Raw genomic sequence first — 21,005 nt, forward strand, 5'->3', positions numbered from 1 at the left:
ATGCAAATGTAAAGTTAAGATTTTTTTAAAAATAACGCTAGAAGTACTTTTTGTATCGTTCAAAGTAATTTAACTCGTTTTTTATGTGGATATTTGTCATTAGGGGGTTTTTAAGGGGTTTTGAGCTGTTTTGCTGCTTGCTTTTTAGAATGATTCTAAATAAAAAACATTAAATATGATAAATGTCATAAAAAAAAATAACGCTACAGGGTCTTATGAGCTTTTTAAGATTGAAGAGGGTCTCTTTATTCTTAAGAGTTTAAATAATCAAAAAGACAATCACATTATTGAGAAGAAAATCAACAAAGATTTTATTCAATTTCATTTTTGCACTAAGGGTAATCTAGATTTTTTATTTAATCAAGGTAAATACCAAATTGGTTTAAAAGAAGAAAGGAATTTGTTACTGTATAATCCTAAACAAGATTTACCTCTGCATCTGGTTATTAAACCTAACTCTTGGTGGGTGAGTTTGATAGTTTCAATTAAAAAATTACATGAGTTGTTTTCTGATGAAGCTAATTATATTGATTTTCTTACCGATGAGAAGCGTAATACTAAATATTATAAAGAGCACGATGTGAGTCCGTCTATGGCGGTAGTATTAAGTCAGGTGTTGAATTTTAACCTACATCCATCCGTAAAGAAGTTATATTTAAAAGCCAAAGCTTTTGAGCTGTTAAGCTTGTATTTTAATATGCCCGCCGAAACCAATATAGAACAATGTCCTTTCTTAGCCGATGAAGAAAATGTTCGTAAAATAAGTCAGGCTAAAGAAATTATCATCAATCAAATGGCAGAACCACCTAGTTTACAGGAGTTAGCCGATGAAATTGATTTGAGTTTAAAAAAACTTAAAGAAGGTTTTAAAGAAGTTTATGGAGATACGGTTTACGGATTTTTACTGGATTACAAAATGGAATATGCCCGAAAATTGCTAGAAAGTGGTGACTATAACGTTAATGAAGTAGGTTTACAAGTAGGATATAGCACCTCAAGCCATTTTATTGCAGCTTTTAAAAAGAAATTTAATACCACGCCCAAGAAATATATTCAATCTATAAATTTGTTTTCTTGATAAATTATAATTCTTTTAAATGGCGTTTAGAGTCCGTATGTGTAATAAAGAATTATTTTTGACTAAAATATAAAATGTTTATGAAAGGAGTTTTACTGGTAAATCTGGGTTCACCCGATAGTACAAATCCAAAAGATGTTAAGCGATATTTAGATGAGTTTTTAATGGATGAAAGGGTAATCGATTTGCCCTGGCTGCTAAGAGCTTTAATTGTTAAGGGTATTGTGTTGAATACCCGACCTAAAAAATCGGCTGAAGCCTATCAAAAAATATGGTGGGATGAAGGCAGCCCCTTGATTGTTTTGTCAAAAAGGCTTCAAGATAAAATAGATGATCATACCGATATTCCTATAGCATTGGCCATGCGTTATGGGAGTCCTAGCATAGCCGATGGACTTAAAGAATTGCACGAAAAGGGCGTCACCCAAGTATTGCTTATGCCTTTATATCCGCAATACGCCATGGCTACTACAGAGACTATTGTTGTGTTGGCCAAAGAGTTGCAAGCAAAACATTATCCCAAAATGCAGATAGACACATTGCCTCCTTTTTATAACAACCCTGCTTATATTAAAGTGCTTTCTAATAGTATACAAGAAGCTTTAAAAGATAAAGAGTACGATCATTTATTGTTTAGTTATCACGGTGTGCCCGAAAGACATATAAGAAAAAGCGATATAACCAACTCGCATTGTAAATTAGATAAAAGTTGTTGTGTTACTCCCTCGCCTGCACACGAATTTTGCTATAGACACCAGTGTTATGAAAGTACGCGATTGGTGGCTGAACGTTTAAACTTACCAGAAAATAAATACAGTACTTCTTTTCAATCTCGATTAGGTTTTGACCCATGGTTACAACCTTATACCGATAGAACAATTGAGCGATTTGGGCAAGAAGGTGTAAAAAATATGGCAGTAGTAACTCCAGCATTTGTTTCTGATTGCCTAGAAACCCTTGAAGAAATAGCTATGGAGGGAGAAGAAATCTTTCATGAAAATGGAGGAAAAGATTTTACTACAATTCCTTGTCTTAACGACAGAGAGGATTGGGTGCAAACCTTAAGCACATGGATTAACCAATGGGTAAACAAACCCTAAGGTGCTATTATGGCTAAAAAGAATGCAAAAGAGCTGGGACAAAAACCTATTGGTAAACTATTATTAGAACAATCTGTTCCTGCTTCTATAGGTGTTCTTATTATGTCTTTAAACATAATGGTAGATACCATATTTGTGGGTAACTGGATTGGCCCAACCGCCATTGCAGCTATAAATGTGGTGTTGCCCGTTTCGTTTTTTATTGCAGCTTTAGGAATGGCCATTGGTGTGGGTGGAGCTTCTATAATCTCACGTGCTTTAGGAGCTAATAATCACGAGAAAGCTCTAAAAACATTTGGTAATCAAATTGGACTTACTCTTATACTCTGTGTTAGTTTAGCCGGGTTTGGCTTAATTTATACCGATAGCTTGATACCTGCTTTTGGAGGTAAGGGTGAAATATTTGATTTTGCAAAAACCTACTACCAAATTGTGCTATACGGAGTGCCTATTCTTGGGTTAGTTATGATGGGCAACAGCAGTATCCGGGCAGAAGGGAAACCTAAATTTGCTATGATTGCCATGGTAATACCCTCGGTGGGAAATCTACTAGCCGATTATATTTTGATTTATGTTTTAGATTGGGGTATGGCTGGTGCAGCTTGGGCTACTACTGGCTCTTATATAGTAAGTTTCTTATTTATACTTTGGTTTTTTTCTTCAAAAAATAGTGAACTCAAGTTAACTTGGAAGCATTTGGGCTTAGAGAAACAAATTGTTAAAGAAATAGCTTCTTTAGGATTTGTTACTCTGTCGCGCCAAGCGGTTGTTAGTATCACCTATTTATTGCTCAACAATATATTATTTGAATTGGGCGGTGCGCCATCGGTTACCGTTTATGCTATTGTGGCACGGATGCTAATGTTTGTGTTGTTTCCCATTTTGGGTATAACACAAGGGTTTTTGCCAATCGCCGGATATAATTACGGTGCCAATCAACCACAGCGTGTTAGAAAGAGTATAAACCTAGCTATAGGTAGCGCTAGCCTTTTAGCATTAGGAATATTTAGTATCATTATGATATTTCCAGAGCAAATCGCGAGTGTTTTTACCCAAGATCCTATTATCTTACAAGAAACCCCAGCAGCCATGCGCTGGGTATTTGCAGCTCTACCCATAATATCTTTGCAGTTAATAGGCTCTGCCTATTTTCAGGCAATAGGAAAAGCTATACCCGCACTTTTGCTTACCCTTAGCAGACAAGGCTTCTTTTTTATACCTTTGGTATTGATATTGCCAAAATATTATGGCTTATGGGGAGTGTGGATTTCTTTTCCGTTGGCGGATTTGATTTCGACTATAGTAACGGGTTGGGTATTAAAAAGAGAAGTACAACTAAATTTAAAACAAGCTTAGCGATTATTTATAGCACGATATTTGCTGCCCTTTATTGATTATTTATTTTCATGGAATACTACAATTATATCAAGGCTTTACATTTAATATTTGTGATCACCTGGTTTGCTGGCCTGTTTTATATCCCAAGATTGTTTATCTATCAAATCGAAGCCCAAGAAAAACTCTCACCAGAAAAAGAAATTCTCAATAACCAGTTTAAAATTATGACTAAGCGACTCTGGTATATCATTACTTGGCCATCGGCAATTTTGGCTACTTTGTTTGCGGTATGGTTGCTTGTTCTAAATCCAGCTTGGTTATCGCAATCTTGGATGCACGTAAAATTAGGTTTTGTTTTATTGTTGTTTGTATACCACGGGAAATGCCATCATTTTTTTAAGCTTCAGCAACGAGACGTATTTAAACTTAGCTCTAATCAAATGCGAATTTTTAATGAGGGCTCTACCTTAATTCTCTTTGCTGTTGTCTTTTTGGTAATTCTAAAGAGTGCCGTAAATTGGATATACGGTGTGGTGGGCATTTTCGTTTTAGCCATTTTATTAATGCTTGGAATAAAACTTTATAAGCGCATACGAACAAAAGAATAAATTATGAAATGGATAACCCGTTCTTTGCGAACCCGTATATTTCTTAGCATGATATTTCTGGTGCTAGGAGCTTCGGTACTTATCGCAGGGGTTACCGTGTATCAATACAAAAAAGAGGCCGAAGCCTACCAAAGAGACAAACTCAAACAAAAGGAAGCTTCGATACGGGCAAGTATTAATTACGAGATTCAAACCACTACTTACCCAGTAGTACCGGAGAATATGGAACTTATCTTTAGGAAAAAAATCTATGAGTTGCGCAACATCCACAATACAGAAATCAATATCTATAATCTTTCAGGGCAGTTGGTGAAATCTTCTAAACCTACTTTTTTTAAAGATTCAAGCAGCACCCGTATACCAAAAGAAATATTAAATAATATAAGGAATTCGCCTTCAAAACGATATGTCAACTTTTACACAGAAGATGGGGAGAAACTGCAGTCATCGTTTACCTACATTACCGATAAATACTTTAAGCCTTTGGGGATTCTAAATCTCCCCCATATAAAAGACGATGGTTTTATAGAAATGCAACTGCAAGATTTCTTAAGGCTTTTAGCTCAAGTCTATTTAGTACTTATTTTAGCGGCCATTTTACTTTCTTATTTTTTGTCTAAATACATTACAAGCTCATTAAAAACGGTAAGTGAAAAAATTCATGCCACTCGATTAGACAAAGAAAATACAAAGATAAGCGTTAATAAAGCATCAGATGAGGTAAAACTACTTATTACCGCTTATAACTCTATGATAGATGAGTTAGAAGAAAGTGCTATAAAATTGGCTAAAAGTGAGCGCGAACAGGCCTGGCGTGAGATGGCCAAACAAGTGGCACACGAGATTAAAAATCCGCTGACTCCCATGCGATTAACGGTACAGAGTTTTGAGCGTAATTTCAACCCACAAGATCCTAATATAAAGCAGAAGCTTAAAGAATATAGCCAAACTTTAATCCAGCAAATAGATACTATGAGTTCAATTGCTTCGGCTTTTTCTAATTTTGCTAAAATGCCGGCTCAACAGAGCGAGCAGTTAAATGTACCCGAAATAGTTAGTCTGGCATTAGATATTTTTAAAGAGCATAATATTGAATTTTCTACCGAGCAAGGTGAAATCAAAGCCATATTCGACAGATCTCAACTTATAAGAGTGGTTACCAATTTGGTTAAAAATGCCTTACAAGCCAGTGATGGCACTTCACCCGAACCTGTTAAAGTGGCGGTTTACACCGAAAATCAAAACGTTTTGATAACAGTTAGCGATAAGGGAAGTGGCATTCCTGAAGAATATAAAAATTGTATATTTGAACCTAAATTTACAACAAAAAGTAGTGGTATGGGACTTGGTTTGGGCATCATTAAAAATATAGTCGAAGCCTATAATGGAAGTATCACTTTTACGACAGAATTAAATAAAGGAACTACCTTTTATGTAAAATTTCCAAAATTATAATAACTATGAATTACGAAAATATCACGTGCGATAAAGAGCAAGGTGTTGCTCAATTAACTATAAACAGACCCAAAAAGTTAAATGCTTTAAACCGCGAAACCTTAAAAGAAATTAATAATGCCATTAAGATCTTGGAATCTGATGATGAGGTAAAAGTTATTATTCTTACCGGAAGTGGAGAAAAAGCTTTTGTAGCAGGAGCCGATATTGCTGAATTTGCTGATTTTAGTGTTGAAAAAGGTACTGAATTAGCGAAGAAGGGTCATCAAGAGGTTTTTGATAAAATAGCGCTGCTTAAAAAGCCTGTTATAGCTGCTATCAATGGTTTTGCGCTAGGTGGAGGACTAGAATTGGCAATGGCTGCTCATTTTAGAATTGCATCTGATAACGCAAAAATGGGGTTGCCCGAAACTTCTTTAGGGGTAATACCAGGTTATGGTGGCACTCAAAGGCTTACCCAGTTGGTAGGGCGAGGAAGAGCACTTGAAATGATTATGACTGCAGGGATGATTAATGCAAATCAGGCTTTACAATATGGTTTGGTAAACCATGTAGTGCCGCAAGACGAATTACTAGTGTTTGCTAATGATTTAGCTCAAAAAATAACCAAAAATTCTTTGGTTGCCATTGCTTACGCAATTGAGGCGGTGAACGCTTTTGATGATAAAAAAGAGAACGGTTATAAAAAGGAGATTGAGAACTTTGGAAAGAGCTTTGGAACAAATGATTTTAAAGAAGGTACGCAAGCTTTCTTGAACAAGAGAAAGCCATCATTTCCTAACTCTTAATTAATTGAATTACCCATAACAAAAAACCTTGGCGATAAACGTCAAGGTTTTTGTTTTAAGAGCAATATTTCTTTACACCTTACCTTCCCACTCAAGAAAGAATTGGCTAAGATACAGCTGCATAAACTCGTGTCTTTTTTGTGCCATTTTTTTACCGGTAGAGGTTTGGATTTTATCCTTTAATCTCAGTAATTTTTCGTAAAAATGATTAATAGTAGTTCCTCCACCTTTTTTATATACATCTTTACTCATATTTAAATTGGGAGAAATATTAGGGTCATAAATAAGATTGTTTTTAAATCCGCCATAATTAAAAGTACGAGCAATACCTATAGCTCCCATTGCGTCTAAAAAATCGGCATCTTGTACTACCTGTAATTCTAAACTAGGCAGAGTAACCTGTTGGTGCCCCCCTTTAAAGCCAATTTGCTCCAAAATACTTATTACGGCTTCGTGGGTATGCCGGGGAGTATTTATACTGGCTAAAAACTCGCTAGCTTTTTTTACACCTAAGCTCTCGTCGCCTTCATGAAACTTGTAATCGGCAATATCGTGTAGTAAAGCGGCTAAAGCAACTACTTCTTGATTGGCTCCCTCTTTTTGAGCAATCTGTAAAGCAATTTTATAAACACGCTCTACATGAAAATAATCGTGACTTGCTTCGGCACCAGCCAATTCATCCTTAACAAAGGCAATGCTTTGTGCTACGAATTTATTTTTCTGCATACTATAATTACTTGGCCATAGCTGGATTAACCCAAGAGAAGTGGGTTATTTTTTCGCTGATGCGGATACGCTGATTAATACGCTCCATACGTGCAGGTAATTTCATCACAAAATCGCGTGCTTTTTCGGCCTCTTCACTTAAACCAGTTATTTTTTCAATATCCCAACGATTGATTAATCGACGCATAATATCCACATAATCTTGTCCTGTATAAACACCAATACGTTGTGCAGCCATAGAGAACTCATCAAAAGCACTGCCCAAAGAATCTCCTGCCTCACGTAAAAACATGGCCGGCATCACTATCTTATGCTTCATCATGTCTTTAAAAGCAATCATCATATTGCTTGGGTCTATTTTAAAAATTTCATTTACAAAAGAGCTATACGCGTTATAGTGTCTCATCTCGTCGCCACTAATTATTTTACACATCTTTGCCAGGGGTTTGTTTCCATAAGATTTGGCTAATTTTGCCACACGGTTATGCGAAACATAAGTAGCATATTCTTGAAAACTCGTATAAACAAAATTTTTGTAAGGATCTTGATCGGTGCCTATATCAAAGCCATCGTTTATAAGGTGTTGGGTGGTTTGTTCAACCGCCTTCATATTTACTCGTCCAGATAGGTATAAATATTTATTTAAAACGTCACCGTGTCTATTCTCTTCTCCTGTCCAGTATCTCACCCACTTTGACCAAGGTGTTCCACCTTCTTGCTGATTTATGCCTTCTACATCCATAAGCCAAGATTCATAGGTAGGTAGAGCTTCCTCTGTAATAGTATCGCCTACCAATACTACCCAAAAATCGTAGGGCAGTTCTTTGGCTAACTCTCTAATTTCGGTAATCTCATCATAAAAATCGTCTGATTGTGAATTGGGTAAGAAATCGGTTGGTTGCCATATTTTTTCAACAGGAATTAGAAATTGATCGATAAAGCCGTCCACCTTATCTTCTAATTGCTGCATTACTTCTAATCGTATATTTTTTGTAGCCATGGCTTATTATTTTTTAGGTTATAATGTTTGAGGTGATGCTTGTTTCAGTTTTGGCCAGTAGAGTTTCAGCATCAAAGTCTTTAACGGCCAAAGGTTGGTGCACAGTACATTTTAAGTGTACCCCTAATCCTAACGGGAAAGAACCATTTTTCACCAGTTTCCAAGAGTTGTTTATACTAACTGGCACCACTGTTGCTTCAGGGCAAAACTTAAACAACATTTTTAATCCGTTAGGGGAGAATTTCTTGGGTATGCCCGTTTTACTTCTTGTGCCCTCTGGAAAAATCACAGCAGACCTATTGGTTTGATTTAGGTAAGTGGCAAATTTTTTAATCTCAGGTAAGGCTTGCCTTGGGTTTTTTCGATCTATAAGAATTGAACCACCGTGCCTTAAGTTGTAAGATATACTGGGTATTCCTTTTCCTAGTTCTTTTTTACTGATGAACTTAGGATGTATTTTTTTCAAAAACCATACCAAGGGCGGTATATCGTAAGGACTTTGGTGATTGGCAACAATAATATAAGGTTTACCGCTAGGAAGTTCAAACTTGTTTTCAAAACTGATTCGGGTTCCTAAAATATGCAAACATTTAAGCAAACAGAAATTCAGATAGTCTACACTTTTTTTATGCGCCTGATAACCGAATACATTAAAACAAATCCATTGAATGGGATGAAAAACAACCAAGCATAAACCAAAGAAAAAATAATAAATAACCGATAGAGGATAGGATAAAATTTGTTTCATAATTATTACATGCGAAAACGCAAAAGTAACCTTATAATTACAAAGAAACCCATCAAATACTTAAAAGAATAATGCAAGCATAATAAAACAGCCGCCTCAAATAATGAAGCGGCTGCAATTAAGTCTTGCTTATAAGCGACTAGCAATAATCGTTATAGGCATCTTTTAAATTATCGGCAATCATTTCGGCGGGGCGCCCCTCAATATGATGTCTTTCTAACATGTGAACCAATTCTCCATCTTTAAATAAGGCAATAGCTGGAGAACTAGGAGGAAAAGGCACCATATGTGCTCTAGCTTTATCTGTAGCTTCTTTGTCAACCCCAGCAAATACAGTGGCCAAATGATCTGGCTTTTTACTGTTGTTTAAAGACATTTTAGCACCTGGTCTAGCATTGGCCGCAGCACAACCACAAACCGAGTTTACTACCAATAAAGTGGTTCCTTCTTTTTTTAATATAGCGTCTACATCTTGGGCACTTTGTAATTCTTCAAAACCTTGGCTGGTTAACTCTTCGCGCATAGGTTTTATTAATTCTGCTGGATACATAGCTTTTATTTTTATTTGAACAGCAAATATACCAAATTCTAAATTACTATATCTCCTATTTGCTTTTCCTTGTTTTCTTTCTAATAGTTTATATTTGTTTCTTTTTTAAAGTAAAATTATGATAAAATGGGTGTTGGCGGTGTTAGGTTTCCTTTACGGAAGATTTGGAGGAGCAATAGCCGGATTCTTTTTGGGTTCTATTTTAGATCGCATTTTTGGATCGGTTAATGCGGGGCGATCTTCCTCTAAAGGTGATTTTGGCCGGTATTTTGAAAGCCGAAAAACTCAAGTTTCCCCTAAAGATTTTGAACTCAATTTATTAAGCCTTTGCTCTGTAATTATCAAGGCAGATGGTCGTGTAAATCAGCGTGAACTAGATTATGTAAGATCTTACTTTGTGCAAGCCTATGGTAAAGAACGCGCCAATGCAACATTTAAAACCTTTAATGAGGTAATTAAACACCGAAGCATAGATTTAGTGCGTATCTGTGCCTACATTAGAGCCCGAACGCGATATGAGGTACGCTTGCAAATTCTTCATTTTTTATTTGGTATTACGCAAGCCGATGGGCATATCTCAGCCGCAGAAATTTATCAGCTTAAGCGTATTGCAAGTCATTTTCAACTTACCCAAAATGATTTTGAGAGCATCAAGGCTATGTTTGTTAATACTCACGATAGCAGTAGCGCCTATAAAATTCTTGAAATCGATAAATCGGCTAGCGATGCAGAAGTGAAAAAGGCGTTTAGGACCATGGCAAAAAAGTACCACCCAGATAAATTGGTGGGAATGGATGAAGCTTATAAAAAAGGCGCTCAAGAAAAATTTATGCGCGTGCAACAAGCTTATGAACAAATTCAAAAAGAAAGAGGACTTTAACCCTATAGAATGTTAAGAAGTTGTTTGGGGGTATAATAACTAAAGAGGCGTTGCTTTAGCCTGAAACTTTGGTCTAAAATAAGCGTAGCGGGAAGGGTTATTCCTTTTTCAGGTTGGTTGATGAATAGCTTTGCTAATTCATGTACAGCATTTTGCTTGGAATTGACTTCGGTATTATAAAACCATTGTTGATCAAAAAATATAGGCTGGGTGTTATTTAAATCCATTCGCACAGCATAATAGTTTTTATTTAGTTGTTTAATGACCTCAGGGTTTTGAAAGGCTACCCGATCAATTTTTTTACAATAAACGCACCACTCGGCTTCAAAAAACACAAAAACAGGTTTAGGTTTTTTGGCTAAAGTTTGGTCGAGTTCTTCCCAAGTCTTCCAGTTTATTTGTTCTTTTTCTTGCGCAAAATTGGCGGTGGTACTTAGAAAAAATCCGTAAAGAAAAACAATAATATATCGCATAGTTAATCGAATTTAAAAAGAACCCGTGGTATAGGTATAAATATATGGCTAAAAAAAATACCTCGAAAAACGGGTTCTCGGTGTTGATTAAAAATCACCAAAACGCAAGCCTATGAAATAGGTTCGTGGCAGGGCCGGACCGTAAATATAATCGGAGTCACGGGTTGGTCCTTGATCAAAATCGTCTTGGTAGGCATTAAAAACATTTTTTATCCCACCACTAAGTTCTACGTGAAATCTTGGGTTTATATCAAAGTGATAGGTGATTTTACTGCCCAAATCAAAGAAAGATTCAGATTGGTTTAAGTGTATGAACCCTGTATTACTTACAACTCGAGGTACCAGCATGCTTCCGGTGTAGGTTCCCGTTACATCTAATCGTGTTGATGGCAATAACTGCCAATTGGCATTTAAAAAGCCATAAACGTCTGGTGCGCGCACAAACTGCTTGGTGAATACTGTATTTTCTTGGGGAGTATTGGGGTCGGCTTCAAATAATACTTGTGCATTTTTGTATCGCGATTCTTGAACGGTAGCGCCTAATTGAAGATAAAAGTCTTTACTGGGCGAAATACTAAATTCTGTATTGATACCTTTTACCTGCGCCCCTTCACCGTTTCTGGTTTCCTCTAAAATTGATCCGTTTGGTAAAGAGCTTCCGGTGCTTACTATGGTAAACGGATTATTGATTTGTGTATAAAAGCCTTCAATAAGGAAATTGGTTTGCACCTTTTTAAAATTTTTGGTGTAATTAAACGATGCAGTATAAGCATTAGAGTATTCGCTTTCTAGCGCATCAGATAGTATTACAAATTGAGGCTCTCCTCCTACAGAAGAAACATGTAAATCTTCATTAAAGGCTTGTGGGGCTCTAAAACCTCGCGCGTAGCCACCCCTAAATTGAAGATTGGCATTAAAATCGTACAATAGGGTTAAGCGTGGGTTGATTTCGGTTTGAGTAAAATCGGCTTCTCGACGAATATTGGCTAGCGTGTATAGTCCTGTTAAAGCAACGTGATCTAATCGAGCCCCAATTAACGTAGTGATTTTTTGTGTCGGTTTCCATTCCAGTTGACTATAGATACTGTAATTATTTACCTGTTGGTCGATAAGTCGGTTGTAGCCATTAATTGCATCTTGAGTATCATTACGCTGATACTCAATACCTGTAGTTAATTTGTTTTCATCGTTAAAAGCATATACGTGTTTGGTTCCTGCCACCAAGGCTATATCTTTTGTGTTACCAAAAGCATTGTTGGCCGCAATAGAATCTGCATAAGTTCTGCCTCCACCCAGTCCGCCATAAAAGCTTTCTCTATCGGTATGTTGCATAGAGATATAGCCTGTAAATTCATGTTTGTAATCTTTAGAAAATTGTTGGTAATCTGCACCTGCAAATAGGGTGTTGTGGTCTAACTCTTCGGTTATGTCGGTGAATTGTGGAGCTAGATTTAGTCGGTCTCCGCCTCGACGGTATTCACGAATGGCAGTAAAGTCTATACCAATGCGGTTGTATTCGTTTGTTTTTAAAAATGCCTTAGTACCAAAACTGGTATTGGTTAAGGCTGTAATTTCAGTAAAACCATCTTGATCGGCATCATAAGACTGTCTATCTCGCGAAGTACCAAAAATACTTAAACCGCTGTTGAGGTCGTCGCTAACGATAGAGGCACTTGCATTGATAACTCGGTCTGTGCTTTTGGCGTCTATAGAAGCAAAATCGGTTTGCACCTCCCATTGATTCAATACCGGATCTTTAGTAATAACATTCACTGTTCCTGCAATAGCATTGGCTCCAAATAGAGCCGAACCTCCGCTGCGTACTACCTCTACTCGATCTATAATACTTACGGGAATTTGTTCAAGACCATAAACACCGTTTAAGGCACTAAAAACAGGGCGGCTGTTGACCAATATTTGTGTGTATTCGCCACCCAAACCATTCAATCGAACTTGCGTGAAGCCACAATTTTGGCAGTTGGTCTCTACGCGAACGCCGGGTTGAAAATTTAGACCATCGGCCAATGATATTGACTGGGTGGCTCTAAAAATTTTATTGCTTATAACATTAACTATAACAGGCGTTTCTTTTTTACTAATACGATTACGAGTAGCACTAACCACAACTTGGTCTAAGCCTAACAAATCCGCTTCAAGCGAAATATGTAGCTTTTTTGCATTCTTATTATCTATATCTATAGCAATCTCTTGGGTTTTAAAACCAATTGCTTGCACCTTTAATTTGTGTTGACCAGGGGTTAAATGGAGTTCAAAGTTACCTTGCAAGTCGGTTGCGGTTCCAATTGATTGATTCAATACGCTTACGTTTGCAAAGGCTACTCCTTCCTCTTGATGAAGTATCTCACCTTGAAGCTTGACTTTTTCTTGACACCAAACATTAAAGCTAAGCAGGCAAAACAATAAGCTAATCTTTTTCATTTTAATCCCGTTTAATAAAATTTTTAGGCAAAGCTAAATAATTTTTATAAAACCCTTAAATTTAATCTTATTTTTTATTTGTATTGTAGAATAAAATTAGGGTAAGCTAAATTATTATTTGGGTAAATAAAATGTAACTTTGTAGATTATAAATATTTTGTATGTATTCTCAATCTGAAGAAAATTATCTCAAGGCGATATATCATCTTGAGGAATCCAGTGAAAAGGGGGTTTCTACCAGTAAATTGTCTGAAGAATTACAGACCAAAGCGGCTTCGGTTACCGAGATGTTAAAACGTCTCGCCGAAAAAAAATTGGTAAATTATCAAAAGTATTATGGCGTGTCATTAACCCCTGAGGGTAAATCATGGGCATTGGCTATCATCAGAAAACATAGGTTGTGGGAGTATTTCTTGGTAGAGTGTTTAAACTTTAACTGGGATGAGGTACACGAGGTAGCCGAACAATTAGAACATATACAATCTAAAAAATTAGTAGAAGAACTCGATTGTTTTTTAGGTAGACCTAGTTTTGATCCGCACGGCGACCCTATTCCTAATGCTGCTGGAGTATTGCCCGAATTTAAAAAGCGTCGCTTAAGCGAATTCAAAGTAGGAGATACCTTAATATGCAAAGGTTTTAGCGATGCCTCTTCTTCCTTTTTACAATTTTTAGATCAGCATAAAATAGGATTAGACACACTTGTAAGCATTAAAAGTATTCAGGAGTTTGATGAAAGTATGTTGGTAAAGGTGCGCAAGAGTGAAATAATGTTATCTAAAACCGCCACTCAAAACATTTTCGTGGAGAAAAATAAAGAAAGCAAAATAAAAGAAAAAGTATGAAGGTGATACAAAAAATAGGAGTTGCGCTAGTGGTACTGATTTGTTTTGGGAGTTGTAAAAATCAAAATCAAAATCAAAACTGGAAATTACAAGTGGTAACCACCACCACAATGATCACCGATTTAGCCAAGCAAATTGGTGGCGAAGCTATAGAGGTTAAAGGTTTAATGGGGGCAGGGGTCGATCCGCATCTTTATAAAGCTAGTGCGGGAGACGTAACCAAACTTACCCAAGCCGATGTTGTCTTTTATAATGGGCTTCACTTAGAAGGGAAATTAGTGGATGTATTTGAAAAAATGCAACAGCAGACCAATACTGTAGCTCTTTCAAAAGCTATAGACAAAAAGAAACTTATCGGTTCTGAGTATTTTGCCTCTAATTTTGATCCGCATATTTGGTTTAATATAGGTTACTGGAAGTTGATAACCCAACAACTCACAAAAGAACTTTGTCGCTTAGATCCAGACAATCAAAAATTATTTAAAAAAAATGAGGAGCTTTATTTGGCGCAATTAGATGAGCTAGAGCAACAGATCAAAGCCAAAATTGCAACTTTACCCAAAGACAAACGTATTTTAGTTACGGCCCACGATGCTTTTAATTATTTTGGTGAAGCCTATGGTTTTCAAGTGGTAGGATTGCAAGGTCTTTCAACCGCCACAGAAGCTGGAGTGCAAGACGTACAAAATCTAGCACAATTTATAATCGATAAAAGAGTGAAAGCCATATTTATAGAAAGTAGTGTGCCCAAACGAACGATTGAAGCTTTGCAAAAGGCGGTTCAAGCCGAAGGTTTTGAGGTCGCTATAGGCGGAACTCTTTATTCTGATGCACTGGGTAATCCAGGTACACCAGAAGGTAACTATTTAGGTATGTTTACTTATAATGTAAATACTATTGTAGACGCTCTAAAGTAAATGAATGTGAAAAACGAGAAACTAGCCATAAAAATAGACGACCTTACGGTGGCCTATGACTACAAACCCGTACTTTGGGATATCGATTTAAAAATTCCCGAAGGGGTGCTAATGGCTATCGTAGGTCCGAATGGTGCGGGTAAATCTACACTTATTAAAGCTATTTTGGGTATTATAAAACCCATCGCGGGCAGTGTCAAGATATTTGGTAAACCCTATAAAACCCAACGCGCAAAGGTAGCCTATGTGCCGCAAAAAGGAACGGTAGATTGGGATTTTCCTACAACTGCTCTTGATGTGGTCATGATGGGAACTTACGGTAGCTTAGGCTGGATAAAACGCCCTGGGCAAGCGCAAAGAAAATCGGCTTTAGAGGCTTTGGAAAAAGTAGGAATGCTTGCTTTTAAAAACCGACAAATAAGTCAACTATCTGGCGGACAACAACAGCGTATTTTTCTAGCGAGAGCATTGGTGCAAAACGCGAGTATATATTTTATGGATGAGCCCTTTCAAGGTGTAGATGCGACAACCGAAAGAGCTATAATTAAAATTCTTAAAGAATTGCGCGATGCGGGAAAAACATTAATTGTAGTGCACCACGATTTACAAACCGTACCCGAGTATTTCAATTGGGTTACCTTTTTAAATGTTAAAGGAATAGCATCGGGTCCTGTAAAAGATATCTTTAACGATGATAACTTAACCAAAACCTACGGAATTAACTATAAAGTAGCCATCAATCCGTAAAGGCAAAAAAATGAATATAACAGAGTATTTTTCGATGTTGTTTACAGATTATACCTTAGGTGTAATTACTTTAGGTACGGCTGTTTTAGGTGCGGTTTGTGGTATGTTAGGTAGTTTTGCTGTACTGAGAAGACAGAGTTTATTAGGAGATGCTATCTCTCACGCAGCCTTGCCTGGGATTGCACTGGCTTTTTTGTTGACCGGTACCAAGCAAACTCACTTTTTGCTTTTAGGAGCTTTGATTAGCGGATTGTTAGGTACATTTTGGATTAAAAGTATTGTCAAAAAAACCCGCTTAAAAAACGATACGGCTTTAGGTCTAATTTTATCTCTATTTTTTGGATTTGGAATGCTACTACTCACCTTTATTCAAAAGTTACCCAATGCCAATCAGGCAGGTTTAGATAAATATTTATTCGGCCAAGCCGCTACCTTAATGGTGCAAGACGTATATGTAATGATTGGTGTAACAGGTGTTAGCTTATTCTTTTTGCTCCTGTTTTGGAAAGAGCTAAAGTTGCTGCTTTTTGATCCAGATTATACCTTAACCTTAGGCTTTAATACTAGATTTTTAGATATTTTAATTACCAGTTTTATTGTATTGGCAATTGTTTTAGGGCTTCAAACGGTGGGAGTGGTATTAATGAGTGCAATGCTTTTAGCTCCGGCTGCTGCAGCTCGTCAATGGACCAATAGGTTAAGTGTAATGATTTTTTTAGCTGCTATTTTTGGAGCTTTTTCGGGTGTATTGGGTACTGCTATTAGTGCAAGCCAGAACAACCTATCTACCGGACCAGTAATCGTTTTGGTTGCAGCTGTTTTTGTGCTATTATCATTTGTATTTGCTCCGCAACGTGGGTTGCTTGCTAGAAGAATTAGGTTTTACCGCAACCGAAAGGAACTTAATCTGCGTAAAACACTTTCGGTAATGTATCATATTGCTCAAAATCATAAAGATATTTCCCATCCACATGCTATAAAAATCCTGAATAATTTTCACGGCTATACGCGTAAAACACTTAATAAGCTAGAAGAAAAAAATTGGGTAGAGATTCGAGGCAACCAATGGTCGCTAACTGCCAAGGGCTACCAAGAAGCAGAAAATTTTTATAAACCTAACGAAGCTATTCAAGATATATGAGTACCGCCCAAATAGAAATACAATTAATTGCAGCTCTGGCGGCAATGGCTTGCGCAATACCGGGAGTTTTCTTGGTGCTTAGAAAGATGGCTATGATAAGCGATGCCATTAGCCATTCCATTTTACCAGGACTAGTAGTTGGTTTTTTTATCACGCAAGATTTAAACTCTCCTTGGCTGATTCTATTGGCAGCTGTCACTGGCGTACTCACAGTAGTGCTGGTAGAATTTATTCAAAAAACCAGGTTGGTGAAAGAAGATACAGCAATAGGACTGGTTTTTCCGGCCTTATTTAGTGTTGGGGTGATCTTAATCGCTCAAAATGCTAATGATGTTCATCTCGATATAGATGCTGTATTGCTTGGCGAATTAGCTTTCGCTCCGTTTGATCGATTACTAGTAGGGAATTTAGATCTTGGTCCGAAATCTTTATGGGTTATTGGAAGTATTTTATTACTGAGTCTTAGTTTACTGATTTTGTTTTTCAAAGAATTAAAAATGAGTACATTCGATAAGGGCTTGGCTACCAGTCTAGGTTTTTCACCTTTACTGATTCATTACGGTCTTATGAGTGTTTCTTCTGTAACTATTGTGGGAGCTTTTGATGCTGTGGGCGCGGTTTTGGTGGTTGCCCTCATTATTGCACCTGCAGCCACGGCTTATCTTCTTACCAACAGTTTAAAAAAGATGCTGGTTTTAAGTCTGCTTTTTGGAGTCTTCTCGGCTCTGGTAGGCTATTGGTTAGCGCACTGGTTAGATGCATCAATCGCCGGATCCATGACCAGCGTTTTGGGTGTGCTTTTTTTATTGGTGTTTTTATTTGCTCCAAAACAAGGAGTAATTTCGGCGATTTTTAAAGAAAAGCAACAGCGCAAAGAAGTTTCTTTATTGGTATTTTTATTGCACTTACAAAATCATGAAGATCCGCGTGAGCGACATGTCAATCATCTACAAGAGCACATCAATTGGCACCGCATACAAGCAAAAACAGTGGTAGATTTGGCTCAAAAAAATAATCTGATTGAAATCGAAAATCAAGTCATTAATTTATCTGAAAAAGGGCTTCAATTTACCGAAGAGGCTCTAAAATATATTACAACCAACAAACCAACGGCTATAGAAGATTTGAAAAACAAATTCTTTTTATTTCGGGGGTAAATATAAAAGTAAACATGAGTAATTCGTATAAAACATTTGGCTTTCTACTATTTTTAATCTTCGGTTTTTCAACCTATGCCCAACAAAAACCAGCTATACAAATTGTGGGTAAATTGGTTTTAGGTCAATCGGTTCAAGTATTTCAAGAATATAATTTAGTCTTTGATGATGTGGCACAAGATTCTCGATGTCCAGAATCGGTTACCTGTGTATGGGCGGGCGAGGCTAAGGTAAAATTAAAACTTTATAAAAATACTGAATTAGTGGCTGAGCAGATCTTAAGTGTTTCAGGAAAAGGGAATGCCCAAGCCTTACCGATTTTCGAAAAATATTGGACATCTGAGCAGCAATTGCGTTTGGTCAACTTAATGCCCTATCCAAAAGCTCAACAGCCTATTGATAAAAGCGCCTATTATCTACAAATCGATACCCAGGTAAAAGTAAACTAAAAAGAATGAAGACTCAATAGTTTAGTCTTTAAAAAAAAAGGCTACTCTTTTAGGTAGCCTTTTAACTTTTTTATATCTTAATCACAGCATCCTTTACCCTTTGTACCACAGGCTTTTGCACTGGTTTTTTTCTTTAAGAACCGCGGAGTCCAAATCAATTTTGTAAACAAATAGAATAATGCTCCTGCGAAAGTGATAAGTACCAATATTTCCTGTAACATAATATTTTATTTTAAGAATTGAAAAGCAATTAAAGCCGCTACGTATGCAATAATAGTCATGGCTACAAACTGTATGCTTGGCCATTTCCAAGAGTTAGTCTCACGTTTTACAATAGCTAAGGTGCTCATACATTGCATAGCAAAAGCATAAAAGAGTAGTAGGCTTATTCCACTGGCAAAGGTAAATAAGGGCCCACCTAAGATAGGATTCTGTTCGGCTGCCATTCTACTTTTTATGGTTTGCTCATTATCGCTTCCTACACTATATATAGTGGCTAAAGTACCTACGAAAACCTCTCTAGCGGCAAACGAACTAATGATCGCAATACCAATCTTCCAATCGTAACCTAAGGGAGCCACAGCTGGTTCAATGGCTTTCCCCATATATCCTATATAAGAATTTTCTAATTTCAAAGAAGCTACCTCGGTATTAAACTCTTCTTCGCTTAGGCTATCGCCGTAATTTTCGATTACAATTTCTTCGGCGTTATTAAATTCATCGGTTGGGCCATAACTAGCGAGCACCCAGAGTACAATCGAAATGGCTAAAATAATTTTACCTGCGCCAAAAACAAAAGATTTTGTTTTTTCAACCACGTTGATAGCAACGTTTTTAAAAAGCGGTAGTTTATAATCGGGCATTTCTATGACAAAATAGCTTTTACTTCGCATTTTGAGTAACTTGTTAAGCACCCAGGCTGAAAATACCGACATACCAAAGCCTAGCAAATACAATAACATTAGCGTAAGCCCCTGTAAATTGAATAGGCCCAATACGCGTTCATCTGGAATGACTAAAGAAATGATGATTAAATATACGGGTAATCGAGCCGAGCAGGTTGTAAAAGGAACTACCAAAATGGTGATGAGTCGTTCTTTCCAATCTTCGATATTTCGAGTGGCCATTACAGCGGGAATGGCACAGGCTGTACCCGAAACTAATGGGACCACACTTTTTCCGCTTAAGCCAAATTTCTTCATGATTTTATCCATCAAAAAAACGACCCGGCTCATATAGCCGCTCTCTTCAAGAATCGAGATAAACAGAAATAAAAATGCAATTTGGGGTATAAAAATTACCACGCCGCCAATACCAGGAATTATACCTTCGGCAATAAGATCGGTAAACATGCCGGGAGGCAGACTGTCTTTGGCCCATTCGCTAAAAGATACGAAAGTAGAATCGATAAAATCCATAGGGTAGCTCGACCAATCATAAATCGCTTGGAAAATCAAAAGCATAATACCAAAAAAAATGGCGTATCCCCATACTTTATGCGTCAATATACGGTCTAGACGGCCACGTAAATCTTTGGCCGCATTTACATCTTTGCTAAAACCTTGTTTTAAAACCCCATTGATGAATTGATAGCGAGCAATGGTTTCCTTTTGCTGCAACCGTTTAAGTTCGGCGTGGGCTTTTGGTGTAAAATCACTATCGGGTAAAATCGATTTACGATTCAAGTTACCAAAGTTAACATCTTGGGTAATCACCAACCATAGTTTGTATAAGGATTGATTGGGAAAGGCCTGGCGCAAGCGATCAAAATAAGTCGGATCTATGCTCGAGGCGTTGACACAGGGTTCTGTAGACAAATTTTGGTATTGAATAATAAGTTCTTTCAAATAATCAATACCCGTATTTTTGCGAGAACTTACTAGTGCAATCTTGGTTTTTAACTCTTTTTCAAGTACAGGTATATCAAGACTAATTCCCTTTCGGTCCATTCGGTCTGCCATATTGACCACCAATATGGTAGGAAGTCCCAAATCTTTTATTTGCGTAAAAAGCAATAAATTACGCTTTAGATTTTCTACGTCGCTAATTACTACGGCAACATCTGGGTAATCTTTATCGTTTTTGTTTAACAATAATTCGATAACCAGGTTTTCGTCTAATGAAGAGGCATTTAAACTATAAGTACCTGGTAGGTCTAAAATATGGGCTTTGTGAGTGCGAGATAATTTGGCTACCCCTTCTTTTTTCTCCACCGTAATTCCGGGGTAGTTACCCACTTGTTGGTTTAGCCCGGTAAGCTGATTAAATACAGAGGTTTTACCGGTATTGGGATTACCTATTAGCGCTACATTTATTTGTTTGGCCATAATTATTATGCTAATTCAACTTCAATCTTTTCGGCGATATCTTTACGGATGGCTACATAACTCCCATTGATGTTTAAGTATAAAGGGTCTTTAAAAGGAGCGATTTGCAACAACTCGATTGCATTGCCCGGTAGGCAACCCATTTCAAGTAACTTGAGAGGTATACTGTCATCGCAGAATTTTTTAACTACTGCACGCTGTCCTCGTTTTAATTGAGCTACGGTTGGCATGATTTTATT

General features: G+C 37.1%; 22 protein-coding genes. 13 read left to right on the top strand and 9 right to left on the bottom strand.

Annotated elements, in window-relative coordinates:
* The first annotated feature begins 175 nt into the window (after positions 1-175).
* From ACH2AZ_RS03625 to ACH2AZ_RS03650, 6 genes are all read left to right on the top strand, one after another.
* Complete coding sequence (locus ACH2AZ_RS03625) at positions 176-1,078, top strand: helix-turn-helix domain-containing protein (RefSeq protein WP_394906681.1); 903 nt, start codon at positions 176-178, stop codon at positions 1,076-1,078.
* Between the two features lie 80 nt (positions 1,079-1,158).
* A complete protein-coding gene (gene hemH, locus ACH2AZ_RS03630) occupies positions 1,159-2,178 on the top strand; it encodes a ferrochelatase (protein ID WP_394906682.1) in 1,020 nt (339 codons plus the stop codon).
* A gap of 9 nt (positions 2,179-2,187) precedes the next feature.
* Positions 2,188-3,534, top strand: a complete 1,347-nt coding sequence (locus tag ACH2AZ_RS03635) for an MATE family efflux transporter (RefSeq protein ID WP_394906683.1) — start codon at positions 2,188-2,190, stop codon at positions 3,532-3,534.
* Between the two features lie 50 nt (positions 3,535-3,584).
* Positions 3,585-4,124 carry a CopD family protein gene (locus ACH2AZ_RS03640; RefSeq protein WP_394906684.1) on the top strand — a complete coding sequence of 180 codons (540 nt, stop codon included), beginning with the start codon at positions 3,585-3,587 and terminating at the stop codon, positions 4,122-4,124.
* 3 nt (positions 4,125-4,127) lie between these two features.
* Complete coding sequence (locus ACH2AZ_RS03645) at positions 4,128-5,579, top strand: sensor histidine kinase (protein ID WP_394906685.1); 1,452 nt, start codon at positions 4,128-4,130, stop codon at positions 5,577-5,579.
* Between the two features lie 5 nt (positions 5,580-5,584).
* Positions 5,585-6,367: an enoyl-CoA hydratase/isomerase family protein gene (locus ACH2AZ_RS03650; protein ID WP_394906686.1), complete on the top strand. Its 783-nt coding sequence runs from the start codon at positions 5,585-5,587 to the stop codon at positions 6,365-6,367.
* 72 nt (positions 6,368-6,439) lie between these two features.
* Here ACH2AZ_RS03650 and ACH2AZ_RS03655 read toward each other — a convergent pair whose 3' ends face one another.
* The 4 genes from ACH2AZ_RS03655 to ACH2AZ_RS03670 form a co-directional block, all read right to left on the bottom strand.
* Positions 6,440-7,093, bottom strand: a complete 654-nt coding sequence (locus ACH2AZ_RS03655) for an HD domain-containing protein (RefSeq protein WP_394906687.1) — start codon at positions 7,091-7,093, stop codon at positions 6,440-6,442.
* A 7-nt stretch (positions 7,094-7,100) separates the two neighbouring features.
* Positions 7,101-8,093, bottom strand: a complete 993-nt coding sequence (locus ACH2AZ_RS03660; RefSeq protein WP_394906688.1) for an acyl-ACP desaturase — start codon at positions 8,091-8,093, stop codon at positions 7,101-7,103.
* A 13-nt stretch (positions 8,094-8,106) separates the two neighbouring features.
* Positions 8,107-8,841, bottom strand: a complete 735-nt coding sequence (locus tag ACH2AZ_RS03665; RefSeq protein WP_394906689.1) for a lysophospholipid acyltransferase family protein — start codon at positions 8,839-8,841, stop codon at positions 8,107-8,109.
* A 139-nt stretch (positions 8,842-8,980) separates the two neighbouring features.
* Complete coding sequence (locus ACH2AZ_RS03670) at positions 8,981-9,391, bottom strand: BrxA/BrxB family bacilliredoxin (RefSeq protein ID WP_147861964.1); 411 nt, start codon at positions 9,389-9,391, stop codon at positions 8,981-8,983.
* A gap of 118 nt (positions 9,392-9,509) precedes the next feature.
* On the opposite strand from ACH2AZ_RS03670, the gene ACH2AZ_RS03675 reads away from it, so the two are divergent.
* On the top strand, positions 9,510-10,271 hold the full coding sequence (locus ACH2AZ_RS03675; RefSeq protein WP_394906690.1) for a TerB family tellurite resistance protein: 762 nt from the start codon (positions 9,510-9,512) through the stop codon (positions 10,269-10,271).
* 2 nt (positions 10,272-10,273) lie between these two features.
* Here ACH2AZ_RS03675 and ACH2AZ_RS03680 read toward each other — a convergent pair whose 3' ends face one another.
* Both ACH2AZ_RS03680 and ACH2AZ_RS03685 read right to left on the bottom strand, forming a co-directional pair.
* Positions 10,274-10,744 carry a thioredoxin family protein gene (locus ACH2AZ_RS03680; RefSeq protein WP_394906691.1) on the bottom strand — a complete coding sequence of 157 codons (471 nt, stop codon included), beginning with the start codon at positions 10,742-10,744 and terminating at the stop codon, positions 10,274-10,276.
* Positions 10,745-10,831: 87 nt separating this feature from the next.
* Complete coding sequence (locus ACH2AZ_RS03685; protein WP_394906692.1) at positions 10,832-13,183, bottom strand: TonB-dependent receptor domain-containing protein; 2,352 nt, start codon at positions 13,181-13,183, stop codon at positions 10,832-10,834.
* 161 nt (positions 13,184-13,344) lie between these two features.
* On the opposite strand from ACH2AZ_RS03685, the gene ACH2AZ_RS03690 reads away from it, so the two are divergent.
* Genes ACH2AZ_RS03690 through ACH2AZ_RS03715 form a run of 6 tightly spaced genes read left to right on the top strand, consistent with a single transcriptional unit; the run spans position 13,345 to position 18,439 of the window.
* The gene (locus tag ACH2AZ_RS03690; protein ID WP_394906693.1) at positions 13,345-14,028 is read left to right on the top strand and encodes a metal-dependent transcriptional regulator; all 684 of its coding nucleotides are present in this window, start codon (positions 13,345-13,347) and stop codon (positions 14,026-14,028) included.
* Positions 14,025-14,945 carry a metal ABC transporter solute-binding protein, Zn/Mn family gene (locus ACH2AZ_RS03695; RefSeq protein WP_394906694.1) on the top strand — a complete coding sequence of 307 codons (921 nt, stop codon included), beginning with the start codon at positions 14,025-14,027 and terminating at the stop codon, positions 14,943-14,945. Before ACH2AZ_RS03690 ends, ACH2AZ_RS03695 begins: the two co-directional genes overlap by 4 nt.
* 6 nt (positions 14,946-14,951) lie before the next feature.
* Positions 14,952-15,692: a metal ABC transporter ATP-binding protein gene (locus ACH2AZ_RS03700; RefSeq protein WP_394906695.1), complete on the top strand. Its 741-nt coding sequence runs from the start codon at positions 14,952-14,954 to the stop codon at positions 15,690-15,692.
* 10 nt (positions 15,693-15,702) lie between these two features.
* Complete coding sequence (locus ACH2AZ_RS03705) at positions 15,703-16,833, top strand: metal ABC transporter permease (protein WP_379046823.1); 1,131 nt, start codon at positions 15,703-15,705, stop codon at positions 16,831-16,833.
* Complete coding sequence (locus ACH2AZ_RS03710) at positions 16,830-17,990, top strand: metal ABC transporter permease (RefSeq protein WP_394906696.1); 1,161 nt, start codon at positions 16,830-16,832, stop codon at positions 17,988-17,990. Before ACH2AZ_RS03705 ends, ACH2AZ_RS03710 begins: the two co-directional genes overlap by 4 nt.
* Before the next feature lie 14 nt (positions 17,991-18,004).
* Positions 18,005-18,439 (top strand): hypothetical protein, encoded by a 435-nt coding sequence (locus tag ACH2AZ_RS03715; protein WP_394906697.1) that lies wholly within the window; start codon positions 18,005-18,007, stop codon positions 18,437-18,439.
* A gap of 77 nt (positions 18,440-18,516) precedes the next feature.
* On the opposite strand, the gene ACH2AZ_RS03720 is transcribed toward ACH2AZ_RS03715, so the two are convergent.
* The 3 genes from ACH2AZ_RS03720 to ACH2AZ_RS03730 are packed head-to-tail and all read right to left on the bottom strand — an operon-like array spanning position 18,517 to position 20,996.
* Positions 18,517-18,660, bottom strand: coding sequence for a hypothetical protein (locus ACH2AZ_RS03720; RefSeq protein ID WP_394906698.1), 144 nt, complete (start codon positions 18,658-18,660; stop codon positions 18,517-18,519).
* A gap of 6 nt (positions 18,661-18,666) precedes the next feature.
* Complete coding sequence (gene feoB / locus ACH2AZ_RS03725) at positions 18,667-20,766, bottom strand: ferrous iron transport protein B (RefSeq protein ID WP_394906699.1); 2,100 nt, start codon at positions 20,764-20,766, stop codon at positions 18,667-18,669.
* 5 nt (positions 20,767-20,771) lie between these two features.
* Entirely contained in the window at positions 20,772-20,996 is a 225-nt protein-coding gene (locus ACH2AZ_RS03730) for a ferrous iron transport protein A (protein ID WP_370450889.1), read from the bottom strand.
* Positions 20,997-21,005: the final 9 nt, after the last annotated feature.

This window comes from uncultured Mesonia sp. (assembly GCA_947499595.1).
Taxonomy (GTDB): domain Bacteria; phylum Bacteroidota; class Bacteroidia; order Flavobacteriales; family Flavobacteriaceae; genus Mesonia; species Mesonia sediminis.

Coding starts and splice junctions, on each gene's coding strand:
- ACH2AZ_RS03625 (WP_394906681.1), top strand. CDS start 176: ATGATAAATGTCATAAAAAAAAATAACGCTACAGGGTCTTATGAGCTT.
- hemH (WP_394906682.1), top strand. CDS start 1,159: ATGAAAGGAGTTTTACTGGTAAATCTGGGTTCACCCGATAGTACAAAT.
- ACH2AZ_RS03635 (WP_394906683.1), top strand. CDS start 2,188: ATGGCTAAAAAGAATGCAAAAGAGCTGGGACAAAAACCTATTGGTAAA.
- ACH2AZ_RS03640 (WP_394906684.1), top strand. CDS start 3,585: ATGGAATACTACAATTATATCAAGGCTTTACATTTAATATTTGTGATC.
- ACH2AZ_RS03645 (WP_394906685.1), top strand. CDS start 4,128: ATGAAATGGATAACCCGTTCTTTGCGAACCCGTATATTTCTTAGCATG.
- ACH2AZ_RS03650 (WP_394906686.1), top strand. CDS start 5,585: ATGAATTACGAAAATATCACGTGCGATAAAGAGCAAGGTGTTGCTCAA.
- ACH2AZ_RS03655 (WP_394906687.1), bottom strand. CDS start 7,093: ATGCAGAAAAATAAATTCGTAGCACAAAGCATTGCCTTTGTTAAGGAT.
- ACH2AZ_RS03660 (WP_394906688.1), bottom strand. CDS start 8,093: ATGGCTACAAAAAATATACGATTAGAAGTAATGCAGCAATTAGAAGAT.
- ACH2AZ_RS03665 (WP_394906689.1), bottom strand. CDS start 8,841: ATGAAACAAATTTTATCCTATCCTCTATCGGTTATTTATTATTTTTTC.
- ACH2AZ_RS03670 (WP_147861964.1), bottom strand. CDS start 9,391: ATGTATCCAGCAGAATTAATAAAACCTATGCGCGAAGAGTTAACCAGC.
- ACH2AZ_RS03675 (WP_394906690.1), top strand. CDS start 9,510: ATGATAAAATGGGTGTTGGCGGTGTTAGGTTTCCTTTACGGAAGATTT.
- ACH2AZ_RS03680 (WP_394906691.1), bottom strand. CDS start 10,744: ATGCGATATATTATTGTTTTTCTTTACGGATTTTTTCTAAGTACCACC.
- ACH2AZ_RS03685 (WP_394906692.1), bottom strand. CDS start 13,183: ATGAAAAAGATTAGCTTATTGTTTTGCCTGCTTAGCTTTAATGTTTGG.
- ACH2AZ_RS03690 (WP_394906693.1), top strand. CDS start 13,345: ATGTATTCTCAATCTGAAGAAAATTATCTCAAGGCGATATATCATCTT.
- ACH2AZ_RS03695 (WP_394906694.1), top strand. CDS start 14,025: ATGAAGGTGATACAAAAAATAGGAGTTGCGCTAGTGGTACTGATTTGT.
- ACH2AZ_RS03705 (WP_379046823.1), top strand. CDS start 15,703: ATGAATATAACAGAGTATTTTTCGATGTTGTTTACAGATTATACCTTA.
- ACH2AZ_RS03710 (WP_394906696.1), top strand. CDS start 16,830: ATGAGTACCGCCCAAATAGAAATACAATTAATTGCAGCTCTGGCGGCA.
- ACH2AZ_RS03715 (WP_394906697.1), top strand. CDS start 18,005: ATGAGTAATTCGTATAAAACATTTGGCTTTCTACTATTTTTAATCTTC.
- ACH2AZ_RS03720 (WP_394906698.1), bottom strand. CDS start 18,660: ATGTTACAGGAAATATTGGTACTTATCACTTTCGCAGGAGCATTATTC.
- feoB (WP_394906699.1), bottom strand. CDS start 20,766: ATGGCCAAACAAATAAATGTAGCGCTAATAGGTAATCCCAATACCGGT.
- ACH2AZ_RS03730 (WP_370450889.1), bottom strand. CDS start 20,996: ATGCCAACCGTAGCTCAATTAAAACGAGGACAGCGTGCAGTAGTTAAA.